At 67.9% G+C, this 14980-nt stretch carries 13 protein-coding genes and 1 pseudogene; 7 read left to right on the top strand and 7 right to left on the bottom strand.

Annotation, left to right across the window (positions count from 1 at the left end):
- Positions 1–3 precede the first annotated feature (3 nt).
- The 6 genes from ACFY1U_RS39685 to ACFY1U_RS39660 are packed head-to-tail and all read left to right on the top strand — an operon-like array spanning position 4 to position 7028.
- On the top strand, positions 4–1932 hold the full coding sequence (locus ACFY1U_RS39685; RefSeq protein ID WP_390698898.1) for a hypothetical protein: 1929 nt from the start codon (positions 4–6) through the stop codon (positions 1930–1932).
- Between the two features lie 22 nt (positions 1933–1954).
- Positions 1955–3286: a crotonyl-CoA carboxylase/reductase gene (ccrA, locus tag ACFY1U_RS39680; protein ID WP_390698897.1), complete on the top strand. Its 1332-nt coding sequence runs from the start codon at positions 1955–1957 to the stop codon at positions 3284–3286.
- Positions 3283–4320 (top strand): 3-oxoacyl-ACP synthase III family protein, encoded by a 1038-nt coding sequence (locus ACFY1U_RS39675; RefSeq protein ID WP_390698896.1) that lies wholly within the window; start codon positions 3283–3285, stop codon positions 4318–4320. Before ccrA ends, ACFY1U_RS39675 begins: the two co-directional genes overlap by 4 nt.
- Positions 4317–5204, top strand: coding sequence for a phytanoyl-CoA dioxygenase family protein (locus ACFY1U_RS39670; RefSeq protein WP_390698895.1), 888 nt, complete (start codon positions 4317–4319; stop codon positions 5202–5204). The genes ACFY1U_RS39675 and ACFY1U_RS39670 overlap by 4 nt, the downstream gene beginning before the upstream one ends.
- 55 nt (positions 5205–5259) lie before the next feature.
- The gene (locus tag ACFY1U_RS39665) at positions 5260–5787 is read left to right on the top strand and encodes a GNAT family N-acetyltransferase (RefSeq protein ID WP_390698894.1); all 528 of its coding nucleotides are present in this window, start codon (positions 5260–5262) and stop codon (positions 5785–5787) included.
- Positions 5788–5801: 14 nt separating this feature from the next.
- On the top strand, positions 5802–7028 hold the full coding sequence (locus ACFY1U_RS39660; RefSeq protein WP_390698893.1) for an MFS transporter: 1227 nt from the start codon (positions 5802–5804) through the stop codon (positions 7026–7028).
- A gap of 173 nt (positions 7029–7201) precedes the next feature.
- Here the strand turns inward: ACFY1U_RS39660 and ACFY1U_RS39655 are convergent, their stop codons facing one another.
- The 6 genes from ACFY1U_RS39655 to ACFY1U_RS39630 form a co-directional block, all read right to left on the bottom strand.
- On the bottom strand, positions 7202–8542 hold the full coding sequence (locus ACFY1U_RS39655; protein ID WP_390698892.1) for an IS701 family transposase: 1341 nt from the start codon (positions 8540–8542) through the stop codon (positions 7202–7204).
- A 320-nt stretch (positions 8543–8862) separates the two neighbouring features.
- Complete coding sequence (locus ACFY1U_RS39650; protein ID WP_390698891.1) at positions 8863–9168, bottom strand: hypothetical protein; 306 nt, start codon at positions 9166–9168, stop codon at positions 8863–8865.
- A gap of 135 nt (positions 9169–9303) precedes the next feature.
- Positions 9304–9651: a hypothetical protein gene (locus ACFY1U_RS39645; protein WP_390698890.1), complete on the bottom strand. Its 348-nt coding sequence runs from the start codon at positions 9649–9651 to the stop codon at positions 9304–9306.
- Positions 9652–10160: 509 nt separating this feature from the next.
- Positions 10161–10874, bottom strand: a complete 714-nt coding sequence (locus ACFY1U_RS39640; RefSeq protein WP_390698889.1) for a ParA family protein — start codon at positions 10872–10874, stop codon at positions 10161–10163.
- Positions 10875–11039: 165 nt separating this feature from the next.
- Complete coding sequence (locus ACFY1U_RS39635) at positions 11040–11612, bottom strand: helix-turn-helix domain-containing protein (RefSeq protein WP_390698888.1); 573 nt, start codon at positions 11610–11612, stop codon at positions 11040–11042.
- Entirely contained in the window at positions 11609–12940 is a 1332-nt protein-coding gene (locus tag ACFY1U_RS39630) for a MarR family transcriptional regulator (protein ID WP_390698887.1), read from the bottom strand. Before ACFY1U_RS39630 ends, ACFY1U_RS39635 begins: the two co-directional genes overlap by 4 nt.
- Positions 12941–13695: 755 nt before the next feature.
- Between ACFY1U_RS39630 and ACFY1U_RS39625 the strand changes: the two genes are divergently transcribed.
- Positions 13696–14286: a malonic semialdehyde reductase gene (locus tag ACFY1U_RS39625; protein WP_390698886.1), complete on the top strand. Its 591-nt coding sequence runs from the start codon at positions 13696–13698 to the stop codon at positions 14284–14286.
- Between the two features lie 233 nt (positions 14287–14519).
- Here the strand turns inward: ACFY1U_RS39625 and ACFY1U_RS39620 are convergent.
- A pseudogene (locus ACFY1U_RS39620) lies at positions 14520–14876 on the bottom strand (hypothetical protein); the annotation flags it as partial.
- Positions 14877–14980: the final 104 nt, after the last annotated feature.

Here is a 14980-nt window from a genome sequence, read left to right as displayed (position 1 = left end):
TATATGGAAGCCCAGCGCTCGGTGGTGCTCGCGGGGGTCGGTGGCGACGCTCACTTCGTGGGCCTGACGGTGCTACGGGCGGGCCTGATCCGCGCCGGCTACCGTGTCCTCTTCCTGGGCACCCAGAACAGCGTGGACGACGTCTGCGCGTGGGCGGCCGACGCGGACGCCGTCCTCGTCAGCAACATGGACGGGCATGCGAAGTATTACCTGAGCAGCCTCACCGAGACCCAGAGAGAGCATCAGGTCGCGGACCGGATCTGGTACTTGGGCGGCTATCCGGCACTGGACGGGGACGAAACCACCCTGGCCCAGCTCAAGTCACTGGGATTCGACCGGGTGTTCCACGGGTACGCCGCACTGCGCTCGGTGCTGGACACCCTCGCCGCGGACCTGGCCGGCCTGCCCTGCCGTGTCCGCGACGGGAAGGCGACCGAGGCGCTGGAACCGGAGCGACATCGGGGTACGCCGGTGCCGCCGAGAGGCGGAGGCTCCGTCCGCCCCGGCCTGTTCCCGGAGAAACGTGAGGAGGTTCTGTTCGGTTGGCACACCGGATGGGCGGCCGCGGACCTCGACGCCAACGCGGAGCGGTTACGGCGCACTTCCAGCCTGGCCGCATGCCAGCGCGACGCCCATGACGAGGGCAGGATCCTCATCCAGCCACGGATCGGTGTGTCCGATCCCCAGCGGCAACGCGAACTGTTCAGCACGATGCGCGACGCGGGAGCGGACGTCCTCTCCTTCCAGATCGACTCGCTGACCCGCAACAACCGGTACAGCGAGATCGAGGGCATCCTCAAAGGCGCCTCCACACAACCGTCGCCGGATTCGGTACTCAACGGGTTTCCCGCGGTCAACATCGGTATGGCCCAGATGGCGAGCCTGGCATCGGAGTTCCGCTCCCTGCCCATGCAGGTGCGGCACAGCACCAGGGATCCCCGGCTGCTGGCGGAGCTGACCTTCGGCGCGGGCATCAGCGCGTTCGAGGGCGGCGCCCTGTCGTACAACCTCCCGTACTACCGGGACTATCCGGTCCGTGACTCATTGGAGAGCTGGCGGTACGTGGACCAGCTCGCCGGCCGGTACTGGTCCGACTACGGAGTGGTGATCGACCGGGAGTTCTTCGGGGTGATGACCGCCTGCCTGGTGCCACCCAGCCTGGCCGTGGCGGTCAACGTCTTCGAGGCACTTCTGGCCGCGCAGGCCGGTGTACGGTCCGTGACCCTCGGGTACGCCGAGCAGGGCAACCGGCGCCAGGACCTGGCCGCGACCCGGGTGATGCGTGCGCTCGCCCTCGACTATCTGGCGGCACACGGACATCGGGATGTCGCCGTGGACGTGGTGTGGCACCAGTACATGGGTCCCTTCCCGCGTTCCGAGGCCAAGGCACGGCAGATACTCGTGGGTTCGGCCGTTTCGGCGGCTCGGGCGGACGTGGTGCGTCTGATGCTGAAGACGTCCGTGGAAGCCCTCCACATTCCGGACGGCGAGGAGAACCGGGACAGTCTTCTCCTGGTGGACGAGATCTGCCGACGGGAACGAGCGGGACCGGCGCCGGCGAGGACCGCGGCGGACGCCGTGGAGGAACGGCTCATCCGGGCGGAGACACAGGCGATCGTCGACAAGGCTCTGGAGGCCGCGGACGGCGACGTGTCCAGGGCGGTTGAGTTGGCTGTGAGTCACGGCTGGCTCGACATCCCCTTCTCGCCGAGCCTCTGGAACGCGGGCGAGGTGCTGCCGGTGCGGGACTGCGAGGGCGCTGTCCGCATCGCCAGGCTGGGCGACCTGCCGTTCCCGGCCGACGTCGTGGAGGTCCACGAAGAAGCCGTGGCGCGGCGTTTCGCCCGCGACGGCAACAGGCTCGAGGAACTCATCGAAGCCGACATCGCGATATCGGCGCAGGCACGTTTCGACACCTGGCCACTGGGATGACATCAGAGACCGGAAGGTAGCTATGGACGCTTTGTCAGAGGCAGTTGTAGTCGGCGCGCCCCCGGATGTGCTCGCGAACACCCCTGTGCCGACGGACTACACCGCGGCGCACACCAGGGTCGAGGACGTCGGCTTGTTCCACGGCGTCGAGGACAAGGACGTACGCAAGTCGTTGAGGGTCGGCCGGGTACCCATGCCCGAACTGGCGCCCGACGAGGTCCTGGTCGCGGTGCTGGCGAGTTCGGTGAACTACAACACCGTGTGGTCCGGCACGTTCGAGCCGCTGCCCACGTTCGACTTCCTGCGTCAACTCGGCGCGCGAGGAGGCTGGGACCGGCGCCACGACCAGCCCTTTCACGTGCTCGGCTCGGATGCGGCCGGTGTAGTCGTGCGGGTGGGGACCGGAGTCCGCCGATGGAGCGTCGGCGACCACGTCCTGGTCAGCCCCATCCAGGTCGACGATCAGGAGCCGGTCACCCAGTGGGACGGCATGCTGGGGGAAGGACAGAAGGCCTGGGGCTACGAGACCAACTTCGGTGGTCTGGCCCACTACGCGGTGGCGCGAGCCAGCCAGCTCATCCCCAAACCCGGTCACCTGACCTGGGAAGAGGCGGCGAGCATCCCGGCGTGCGCGGGCACCGCGTACCGCATGCTCATCAGTGAGCGCGGGGCGCGGACGAAGATCGGCGACGTCGTCCTGATCTGGGGGGCTTCGGGAGGCCTGGGCGGGTATGCCGTGCAGCTCGTGAAGCAGGCCGGCGGCATTCCTGTCGGCGTCGTCGGTTCGGAGGAGAAGGCGGCGGTGTTGCGGCGACTCGGCTGTGACGTCGTCATCAACCGGTCAGAGCTCGGTGTCGAGATCGACGACGACCCGGCGGCGGTGGTCGAGGCGGGCAAGCGGATCGGACGGATCATTCGTCGGGAGACCGGTGAGGATCCGCACATCGTCTTCGAGCACGTCGGCCGAGCCACCTTCGGTGTGTCGATGTTCGTCGTCCGTCGTGGCGGTGTCGTGGTGACCTGCGGATCGAGTACCGGATACCAGCACCGGTACGACAACCGCTATCTGTGGATGAAGCTGAAGCGCATCGTGGGCAGCCACGCGGCGAACCTACAGGAGCAGTGGGAAACCATCCGATTGGCGAAGCTAGGCAAGATCGCCCCGATCCTCTCCCAGGTGTACCCGCTCGACGAGATCGGGGAGGCGGGCAGGCTCGTCCAGCTCAACGAACACATCGGGAAGATCGGCGTGCTCTGCCTGGCCCCGCGCACCGGGCTCGGCATCACGGACCCGGCGGCACGGGAACGCATCGGCGAGACCGCCCTGACGCCGTTCGCGAGGGAGTACGTATGACGACCGCCCCGATCGGCATCCTGGCAACAGGTTCCTACGTTCCCGGACAGGTCGTCACCAACGCCGAACTGGCCCAGAGATTCGACGTCACGACCGAGTGGATCGAACGCAAGACGGGAATCCTCACCCGCCGCTACGCCGACGAAGCAGAGGCGACATCGGATCTGGCCCACCGGGCCGCGGTCCGCGCCCTCGCACAAGCAGACCTCAGGCCGGATGAACTCACCTACATCATCGTGGCCACGACCACGGGTGACCATCCGCTCCCTCCGACGGCCTCACTTCTCCAGGAGCGCCTTGGAGCCTGGCAGGCGGGGTGCTTCGACCTGAATGTCGCGTGCAGCGGCTTCGTCTACGGCCTGGCCGTGGCCGCCGGCCTGCTCGCCACGGCACACGGTGGCCGAGCCCTTGTCGTGGGCGCCGACATCTGGTCACGGTTCATCGACCCGTCGGACCGTGCCACCGCGGTCCTCCTGTCCGACGGGGCCGGCGCGGCGGTACTGGGCAGCGTCCCCGCGGGGCAGGGAATCCTGGGGACTGATCTCACCGGGTACGGCGATCTGTCCTCCCTCTTGGTCGTTCCGGCCGGAGGCAGCAGCCGACCCGCCTCCCAGGAGACGGTCGAGAACAGGGAGCATGTGCTGCACATGCGCGGCCGGGAGGTCAGCGAGTTCGCGTTGACCAAGGTGCCGACCGCGGTCAAGGACGTGCTCGCGCAGGCGGGCGTCACTCCCGCCGAGGTCGACCACTTCGTACCACACCAGGCCAACGGCGCGCTCCTCGACCGGCTGACCGGCCTGCTCGACCTGGAGAACGCCCGGACACACCGGACTGTCGCGTGTTACGGCAACTCCGGAGCCGCCTCCATCGCGGTCACTCTCGACGAGGCTCACCGCGAAAGCGCTCTGCGACCCGGTGACCTCGTACTCCTCGCCGGTTTCGGCGGTGGCATGGCGACCGGAACGTGTTTGTTGCGCTGGAGCGCGCAGCTTTCGGCAAGGACAACGGACAGCGAACGAAAGGACGAGTCATGAGTGCAGACCTGTCGACCACCCACGGAGCCATTCGGCCCTGGCCGCAGCCCGCGAACCCGCAGGCCCTCACTCAGGAGCAACTCGACAGCTACTGGGAAAACGGCTTCCTGATCGGGCTTCCGGTGTTCTCCGCCGACGAGATCGCCGAGATCAGGGCCGACATCGAGGAGATCAGTGACCCCGAGCACGATGGGCGTGACCTCTGGTTCGAGTACCACTCCGACGCCTCGAAGACCGGAGGCCAGGTCCACGGTGTCGGCGGCTGGCGAGTACGACGCAGTCTCCACGACCTGATCTGGCACCCGACCATCGTCGGTGCCATCCAGCAGATCCTGGGTGGTCCCGGCCGGCTGCTCTTCGACCAGCTGTTCTGGAAGCCCCCGCGGCAGAAGGGCGTCGTGGCCTGGCACCAGGACTTCTCCTACCAGACCTATGCCCAGCCGATGAACCATGTGACCTGCTGGATCGCCCTGGACGACGCCGATGTGTCCAACGGCTGCGTCCAGTACGTTCCAGGCAGCCACAAGTGGGGGGTGCTCCTCCAGCGCCCTTCGAAGATCTACACCGACCCCGACTCGTTCACCCGCCAGCTGACCGAAGAGCAGCGGGCGAAGTTCCATCCGGTGCCCGCGGAGGTCCCGGCCGGATCCGTGCTCTTCCACCATCCCCTGACGATCCACGGCTCCCTGCCGAACCAGAGCGATCGTCCGCGCAGGGGCACCACCGTGCACGCGGTGCTCGACGGAACCAAGGCGGTCATCGACGAACCGACCCGCGACGGCATCCCGGCGTGGCTCCTCGGCGGTGCCGGACCGTTCTATCCCGTGGTCGACGAACCGCAGGGGCCGCTGCTCGACGGGCAGTACTTTCCGCGGCTCGGCTAGACGCTGTTCCCCATGGCCCGGCAGTCAGGGCTGCCGGGCGTCGTTTGGGAGGACCATGAACCGACCCAAGCCCGACACCAAGCCAGTGCCTGCGTGTTTCTCCACGCTCACCGTCAATACCGTCACGCACGGTGATCCGTTGGTTGATTCCCTGTTTGACAGGCTTGCCGCCGAGTACGACAGCAGGTATGAGACAGACACGTCACGTCAAGAATTAGTCGACTACGGGACAACCTGTTTCATGCCGCCGGACGGAATCTTCGTCATTGTGGCTGAGGGGAGTACCCCTGTCGTCAGCGGCGCGATTCGTCGGCGCTATTCACATATCGCCGAAGTGAAGCGAATGTGGACACATCCGGACTGGCGGCGGCGAGGACTCGCGGCCTGGATGTTGACGACCCTTGAGGATCACGCCGCACGCCTCGGATACACTGAAATCTATCTCAGCACAGGTCCTCGGCAGCCGGAAGCCGCTGCTTTCTATGTCAAGAACGGCTATCGGCGACTTTCCCGGCCTCACGCCGGAGACCTCGCCACGCAACTGGCCTTCAGCAAGCCACTGAAAGCCCGCGACGCGCGGTGAACAGGAGAGACTGATTGCGAATTTTGCAGCCTCCGGATCTCGTGACGAGACGGCTGGCCTGGGTGACGTTGGTCAACACTGTGGGCAATGGCCTGCTGGTGTCCACGATCGCGCTCTATCTCGTTCGCTTCGTAGGGCTCTCGGCTGGTGACGTCGCCCTCGGCGCGAGCGTCTCCAGTCTCTCCGGGCTGGTTGCGAGCGTACTCATCGGCCGGCTGGCCGATCGACGTGATCCGCGAATGCTCTTGATCGCTCTCACCGCTCTCCAGGGGCTCGGCACCGCGACCTATCTCTTCGTGCAGTCACTCTCCGGCTACCTGGCGACCTCCGCGGTCGTGGGAGCATGCGCGTTCAGCTCTGTCGCCGTCCGCAACACGTTGGTCGGCCGAATCCTCTCACCGACAGAACGAGTGGGGAGTCTGGCTTATCTCCGTGCCGTGACCAATGCAGGGATGGGCGCCGGATCCTGCCTTACACTCATCGCGGTGAGCTTCGGGACGCTTCGCGCATTCCAGCTGACCATCGCCGTCGACGTACTCACGTTTGCCGCCGCGGTCCTTCTGCTCACGCAAATCGCTCCGGTCGGCCGATCAGGAAAGATTCATGACCGCGGCGAACGGGGATCGATAAATTTCAGCAACCTCAGATTCCTGCTCTTCGCCATTTATGCCGGAGCGCTGTACGTCCACAGCGGACTCATGGACACGGGCATCGCGCTGTGGGTGACGTTGCGCACAACTGCCCCGGATTCCACCATCGGTATCACACTGGCTATGGAAAGCATTCTGGTCGTGCTTCTACAGGTCAGGATGAGCCGAGGCATCACGACGAACCGGCAAGCGGGTCTGGCCTGTCTGTACGCGGCATTCCTGCTCGTCCTCGCCTGTGCACTCTTCGCGCTGTCCGCGGCCTTGTCGGACTGGCTCGCCGGTGCGGTCGTCATCCTCGGAGGCGTCGCACATGTCGGTGGCGAGATCCTGCTGGCCGCAGGCACATGGACCCTGAGCTTCAGCCTGGCCCCCCGTTCCATGGTCGGCCGCTATCAGGGCATTTTCACGGGATCACAGGCAAGCGCCCGCATGTTTGCACCCCTGTTGATCACCGTGACGGCGATCAACCTCGGAGCCGTCGGCTGGGCTGTACTGGCCGCATGGTTCGCTGTGTTCGGGGCGCTGGTGTGGCGAGTCGCCGCGCAGACGGATCCGGTCAGGGACGCGACGCTGGCCAGCGGGACTCCGTAATTCCAGAAAGTTCTGCACCCTCCTCGGGGAGACGGTACGGAGCCCATCTCGTGGAAGCCGTACACGGTCCGGATTGCGGCATCTGAACACTACGGGGAGAACGACATGGCCGTTGACAGTCGGATCCGGGGCGGCAGACACGGCAGCTGTAAGTCTTGATCGTCTGGCTCCGGTCATGTGGTCGCCGCCGCGGTGATGTTGTTCCATCGGCGGTGGGCCTCGGTGGCCTGGTGCCGGTGGTGACGGCGCCAGGCAGACCAGTGCAGGGCGTGCTCGCGGTCGCGGCGGGGCGTGGGGAGTGCGGTGATCCGCAGGACGGCCAGGAGTTCGCGGCCGCTGGCCGGGGCGAGTTGAAGGCCGTGTTCGGTTCTGTCGACGGTGCGGGTGACGGCGAGGACGGCGGCGGCGAAAAGGCTGATCAGGCTCCAGCGCATCCAGGAGGTCCAGCAGGTCACCTGGCCCTGGTCGAGTCCTGCCAGGCCCTTCGCGCCCTGGAAATCCTCCTCGATCTTCCAGCGGGTGCAGATGATGTTCACGAGGACGGTGAGACTGACGGGGGTGGTGGAGTGGCAGCGGTAGAAGGACAGTGCGCGGGTGTATCGGTGGCGGCGCACGACGAGGAACGCGTGTCCGGCTTCGTCCCGGCCTGCGGGGGTGTCGTCGGCCAGGACATCGATCAGGGCCCAGTCGTAGTGGCGGTCGCCCTTGGTGCCGTTGCCCGTACGTCGTCGCATCCAGGCCCCGGCCGGCACCTTCGCCGCCAGCTCAGCGGCGCTGAAGCGGCTCGCGGCAGTGCTCACGCGATGGTCGGCCCTGACCGCCAGGGCGTAATCGAAGCCCAGTGTACGGGCCGTTCGGCGCAGTTCCAGGCTGCCGTAGACCTCGTCGCCGGTGAACCAGCGGGCCAGAAGGCCGAGCCCGCGAACCCGGTGCAGCATGGCGGCGGCCAACTGGGGCTTGGTGGCGAAGGTGACCTCGTCGGGCACGTGCCGCAGCAGCCTGCGCTCCTCGTCCTCGGCCCAGGCCGCGGGCAGGTAGAGCTCGCGGTCGATCAGGGCGTGACCGCGCGGCGAGGCGTAGGTGAGATGGACGGCGACCTGGCACAGACCCACGCCGCCAAGAGCGCCGGAGTACTGGTGGGAGGCTCCCACGCAGTCGGTGGAGGACTTCTCGTCACCCGTCTCGTCGACGATCAACACGGCTTCGCTGTCGGCGAGTTCGGCCGCGGCCCAGGCGGCGAGACGGTCGCGGGCCAGGTCATGGTTCCAGGCGCCGCGCGAGAGGGAATGCTTGAGGCGGTGCGGCCCGTCGTGCCCGAGGGCCTCGGCGAGGGTCCAGCAGTTGCGCCGTTCCAGCTCCATCAGCATGCCCTGCGTCATCGCCCGGCCCAGCATCCGCGAGTCCCGGCGCGGGAAGCAGACGGCCACCGCCGCCATCAGCGACCCGAACGCCGCCGTCCAGACCCGCTCGGCTATCGTAGCCTCCACGGCCACCTGGTTTTTGATCGTCTTCACACACGTCAATGATCACGGTGGCCGTTCCCGTGTCCGCGGCCACCCCGACCCTGACCTGCACGGACGCCTCAACGATCAAGACTTACAGCTGCCGTGGCAGAAGGAGAATCTTCCCTCTCGGATTCGCACCGCGAAATCAGGGGCGATTTACACAGACCGCGCTCGACTGCCACTGGTGTACTCGGCCTCTGCCAGCAACGCGGGGCGAAAGTGGCAGGGGCTGCTGCAGGTTCGGGTGACAGGTTGCCACCCGAACCTGCAGCAGCCCCCGGGAGTTGCCACGGGCAGTGCCGTCGTCCTGGCACATCAAGAACCTCAGCCTATGTCCTGCGAACCAACCCCAGTTGCGGTGGGTAGCCCTTGGCGCGGAGGAAGGTGTCGAGGGCGATGGCGACGAGGTCGCCGTGGGCGATGCCGGTGTCCGCGTTGAAGCGGCGGATGCGACTCTGGAGCTGGAGGGCGTTGGGTACGGCGTAGTTGAGCTGCCCTCGGCTGGTGTGACGTGCAGCGATGATGAGTTGAGTGTCGGGGTGCGGGGTGAAGGGGGCGTCGGCGGGGTCGGACTGGGCTTCGAGGGCGTCGGCGAGGTCGCGTAGCAGGCGGATGTGGTGGGTGTGGTCGGGCACGGGCGCTCCGGGTGCTGTGACTAGGCGAATAGAGATCCGGCTAGTCGACTATTGGGCTAGTGGAATAGTCGTCAGGGTGGCCGCAGACTCGCGTCTGCGGCCACCCTGCGCCCTACTGGGCGAAGCGCTGGACGGTCAGAAGCCGCGCGTGGTGAGCCACTCATCCATGGCGACGGCGACGATGTCGCCGATCGGTAGATGGTCGAGTTCGTTGTCCAGCGCGAAGCGCTTGATCCTTCGCTTGAGCTTCAGAGCGGCCGGCACGGACGAGTCGAGGCTCTCGCGGTGGATGATGCGCTGGTTGAGTACGACCGCGACCTCGGGAATGTCCTTGGGACGGCCGGGTCCGTGCGCATGCGGCGTCCCCTCGCTGGGAGCCTCCTGCGATCGATTGTCCTGTTCCGGTTGCGACCCCGGCCCCTCGATCCTTACCGGGAACGCGGTACTGGCTACGACCGGAGGGACGATAGGGCGAACTGCCACCTCTGCGGCCGGAGTCGCGCCAGCAGCCGCAGACGTGACGGGAGACGGACCATGCTGCACAGCAGGTTCTGTCGGCTGCCGTGCCTGGACTGTGGGTGCTGCGGACTCGGTGGCCGAAACCGCAGGCGGCACCTGTCGCTCTACTGGCTCACCTGCGGATTCCATGCCTTCCCGGGAGGTGACGACTGAGTGGGCCGGCTGACTAGGGGCAGATTCCGGCGCCAAGTCGCTTGGAACTGCAGCCGCGGTCACCGAGGCAACGCTCTGTGCCACATCGGACACCGTCTCGGTCCCCTCCTGCGCTGACGTCTCGATAGGAGCGTTGGATGGAGCGGGCGGAACCCGGGGCGTGCTGGCCACGGGCTGGCCTTTCCCCTGGGCGACGGCTTCCTCAGCAGCGAACTTCTCGGGGGTGAGCTCGGCGGCCGGGGGAGGGGGCGGCGGGGTCGCCTTCTTGGCCCCGCCCAGGGTGCGACCGGTGCGGCGGGCCGGGGGCTTCATACGCTCGGTCATGCCGTCAGCTCCTTCATCAGCTCGGCGTACTCGCTCAGCTCGGTCGGGATCTCGCCGAAGGCCTCCATGTAGTGCACCCAGGAATGGATGGTGGTCTCGGCGAGCGGGAACGCCTCGTCGCGGTCCGGGCCGATGCCCTCGCCCTCGGCGGGGTCGAGGAGCTGGTCCTTGGCCCGGCCGGGCAGGCTGGTGCGGTCGTCGGCCTTGACCATGACGACGTGGGCGGTGACGCCGTGCTCGTTGCGTGCGGCGGCGCGCTCGGCCTCGTCGAAGGTGGCCACGAGCTTGCGGCGCTCGATCTTGGTGGGGGCGACCGGCACGAGCAGCAGGTTCGCCTCGGTAACAGCCTCGTGGAAGATGCGGGCGCTGCCGCCGCCGGCGTCGACCACGATCGCGCCGAACTCGGCGCGCTTGGCACGGATGTACTCGGCGATGTCGTCGAACGGGTACCGCTCGACCACCAGGTTCTCGGGAATCTCGAAGCCGGCGGCCTGGGCGACCTTGAACCAGTCGTAGGCGGACTGACTGGTCGCGTCGGCGTCCAGCAGCAACGTGGGCAGGCCGAGGACGACGGCGTAGTAGAGGGCGATGAACCAGGCCGAGGTGGTCTTGCCGGTGCCGCCCTTGAGCATGCCGACGACGATGACGAAGGCGTCCCAGACGTGGTCTGTGGCTGCGGCCAGGGTCTTGTGACGGGTGTTCTCGTTCACGTGTGCTTGATCTCCTGAAACGGGAAGGGGTGTTGTTTGGTACGTGCGTTGGCGAGCGGGCCGGCGACGGGGGTGCCCGTGCTGCCCTGTGGTGGCCGGAATGGCGCACGGCCGCCTTCTTGATCTGCCAGGCAGGGTGGGGAATATCAACGAGGATGTGATGGCTCATGGCCTCTTCCTCGCGTCGTGGGCGGGTGCGTGGGCGTGCTGGGGCCGCATGCGGGTGCCTGCCTGGTGCAGGAGCCGGTAGACGGTGGCGACGGAGTAGCTGTGCTCCCTGGCGAGGTCCGGGACCGTGGCTCCGGCCTCGTACCGGGCCCGCAGGGACAGCGCGACCTTGTGCCGTTCGGCGGCCCGTGCTGCGGCGCGCATCCGCAGGGTCTGCTGGGTGGTGCGCACGGTGCCGCCGGCTTCGAGCAGGAGGCGCCGGGCACCGCGCCTCGTCTCTCCTGCGGCTGCGGCGAGTTCGGTGAGGGTTGCGCCGTGCTGCTCGTACAGGGTGCGCAGGCGGGCGGCGAGGCGGCGGCGGGCTTGGGGGTTTTGCCGCATTCGGCGGGTTTGCCACGACGTGCGCATCTCGGTCCCGGCGTCGTGCAGCCGGTTGAGGACCGTGCCGTACGACAGCCCACTGGTGGCGACGAGTTCGGCGACCGTGGCGCCGGACTCGTACTGCGTGCGCAGGGACTCGGGCGTCACCGCCTCGCTCGCGTCGGAGGTGACTGGGGGCTCTGGGTTCATGCGGCGGACTCCCATTCGCTGAGGGCTTCGGCATGGGCGGTGGCCAGCTCGTCGTAACTGCGCTGGTCGGATGGGGTGATGAGGATCAGTCGGCCGTCGGTGGCGACCCGCCAGTCGGCGGCCGGACGGCCGGTGAGCGGGTCGAGGACGCGCCCGTGCGGGGCGTGCCACGCGGGCGGGATCTCATCGGGGCGCGGCATGGGGACCAGGACTTGACGGCCGTCGCGGACGATCACCACGGCCCTGCAGCGGTGCTCCGCAAACCGGTCCAGTGCCTGTTGGTAGGCCGCACGCTCGGCCGCGTGCAGTGCCTTGCGCTGGGCTGCGATGCCCCAGGTGCCGTGTTGCTCGGCGATGTCGGCCCAGCCCTGTGCCAGCGTGTGGCCGTTGCCAGCGTCGTCCGGGAGCCGGATACCGAAGCCCTCCAGAGCACGTGGCGCGAGGGCCCAGGTCTCCCCGGTGTGCTGGACGAGGCCGTGGTCGGCGAGGCGCTTTAGGGTCCGGTAGGTCGTGGCGCGGGAGACCGAGGACGTACCGACGAGTTCGGCAGCGGTCTGGTGGGGGTGCTGGTGCAGGGCGCTGATGATCACGAGGGCGGCGCTGCCCAGGGCGTGGTGGGCGAAGGCGTCGTGGCCCATGAGATGGCCGAGGACGGTGGAGTCGATGTCGGCCGTCGTGGCCGTCTCAGGGGTGGTCCACTCCCCAAGTGCCGGGTCGGGGGGGAACTGAGTGGACCGGAAGCGAGACAGCAGAGCCGGGCCACCGTGACCGGGGATCTTGCCGTCGCCCAGGTACCAGGTGGAGCCCTCCCGGCCATGGCCGACCCGCAGGCGCCGCAGCCAGCCACGCGGCCGCAGGACCGTCTCGTAGACGACGCGCAGGGTCGTGCGGGAGACCCCGGCTTCCTCCGCGGTCTGCCGCTCACTGGCGTGGTGCAGGGGGCCGCCCGCGATCTCGGCGAAGTTCAGGTGCGCCCGCAGCACCCGCAGCGCGGTCCGGCCACGCTCCCCGCGCCACGGTGTCGTCTCGATCCGGTCGCGCAGTGCGGCGAGGACCTCGTACGCCTCGTGCCGGGAGCCCAGCGCCCTGGTGCTGCTGATCGCGTCCGAGGCGCTGGCCCACACCCGGCGGATGTAGTCCAGGGCGCGCGACTGCCCGGATCGCAGCGCGATGTGCCGGGTGTGCCGTCCGCCTTCGTGGTCGGGGTGCAGCAGGAGCTGCGTGAGCTGGTCGACGCTGCCGCCGGCACGGGCCACGTGGCAGGCGATGGCCGAGGTGATCCGGTGACCGTGCTCGGCCGCGCCCTGACGGTCAGCGCGCAGGACCACGCTCCGGCGGTCGGAGCCGAGCCTGCTGTAACTTCCCGCCGCGTAGCGGCCGGTGAGGTCTCCGAGCAGAACCAGGTCAGCCGCAGCCGGAGACAGCCGGTGAAGCCCCAGTCGCTCGCTCGGGTGAATGGGTCGTCGGGGTGAGTCTGCCTGGTGGGTGTGGTGTGGCACCGTGGGGTCGTCTCGCAAGGACGTGGACGCCACCCGGGCCCGCTAAAACCACGGGTGGTGTCCGGAACCGACCTCCAATCGGTGCCAAGCGAAGCCTCCAGGATTGCCGTCCTGGAGGCCTTCGTATGCCTGGCCCCGCATCAGAGGCAGGCGTCCCCATCGCGGCTCGACCGAGAACTACTCGGAGGGCCGCCAGAGGAATCCTCACCGGTTCGACACGGTCCTGACCTCGGCTGATTCGGGGCCAAGCAGAGGGCGATTGCCTCTGGCTGGCTCCGAGCAGCTCGGGTCGAACCCGGGTCGAATCAGAGCGGTTTCCTCTGACTGCCTCCGATCGCCTCTGCAACCCGTCCTAGCAGGTCACAACCGATACGGCTCGCAAAAGCGCAGGTCACAAGGGTGCTCAGGAATACCCGGCGTATGGCCCGACGTGTCTGCCGCTACCTGCGGCTTTGCCTCGGAAAGGGCCTCCGGCCTGCTCGGAGATCCTTTCCGATCTTTCGGGGGCTTGCGCGTTAGGCGGCGGAAAGTCCCTCGGAAGTCCCTCGGGCAGCGCTGAAAGTCCCTGAAAAGTCCCTGGAACAGTGGGGAGAGCGAGGCCTCTGGGCTGGGAGTTCGCACAGCCCCGCGAGGCCCGCACCGCGAACACCTTCACCGACGAGCCGGTGACCGACGAGCAGATCCAGGCGATCTACGACCTGATCAAGTACGGCCCGACCTCCCTCAACCAGACCCCGCTGCGCATCACCCTGGTCCGCTCCGCCGAGGCCCGTGAGCGCCTGGTGAAGCACATGGCCGAGGGCAACCAGCCCAAGACCGCCACCGCCCCGCTGGTCGCGATCCTCTCCGCGGACAACGAGTTCCACGAGGAGCTGCCGACCCTCTTCCCGCACTTCCCGGCCGCCAAGGACGTCTTCTTCTCCGAGCGCCAGGCCCGCGAGGGGTCCGCCGGCCTGAACGCCGCGCTGCAGGCCGCGTACTTCATCATCGGTGTCCGCGCCGCCGGTCTCGCCGCCGGCCCGATGACCGGCCTCGACTTCGCGGGCGTCCAGAAGGAGTTCCTGGACGACGACCACACCCCGCTGATGGTCGTCAACATCGGCAAGCCGGGCGAGGACGCCTGGTTCCCGCGCTCCCCGCGCCTGGAGTACGAGCAGGTCGTCACCACCGTCTGAGCCACACGTACGACGAAAGCCCCCGGCAGCAGGGCGCCGGGGGCCCTTCGCCACGACCGGGCCCCATAGGCCCGTGCGCGCCCGAGAAAGAAGTGCGCGGCCGAGACCGGGATCACTTCTGGTGCTCGCCACGGGTCGAATTGATCAGATCCCTCTCAGCATCGGTCCGCCCTCGTGCGCAGTGGGCCAGGTCCCTTACAGCCCCCTAGCAAGCGCAGACGGCTGGTCTGCCGTCAGCCAGCTCCTTCGGCGTCGGAGGAAGGTGCGAGGCTTTCCCGGATCACGCTGTCGCCAGCGCGCAGAGCCGCCGTCAGTTCTGTTCGCAGCTCGTCCGGGAGGATCCCAGCGCCGAGGGAGCAGGCGCGCACCAGCGCGCGACAGTCGTGCACTTGCCGGTCCGGGGCGATCTCGGTGAACAGAGGATGCGCCACGTTCTCACGGGCCGCGTAGCCGTTTTCGGTGTCCGTCGTCCTGCGGTGGAGATCGTCAACGACGCGGTGCGCGTCGAGCGGCCCGGCGGAACCGATCGCGTCGAGGACTGTCAGTCCGAGCCGGGTGTCGAAGACGGTCATCCCGGGTTCGGTCTTCCGTCGGAGCACCGCCTCCGTTCCTGACCGGGCTTGCGGAAGGCCGCCGCCAGGTGAAACAGGGCCGGGTGGGTGACGATGGAGGTGTACGGCTTGGTCCTGCTGTT

The organism is Streptomyces sp. NPDC001351 (assembly GCF_042896045.1).
Taxonomy (GTDB): Bacteria; Actinomycetota; Actinomycetes; order Streptomycetales; family Streptomycetaceae; genus Streptomyces.
This window is presented reverse-complemented; position numbering and strand designations above follow the sequence as displayed.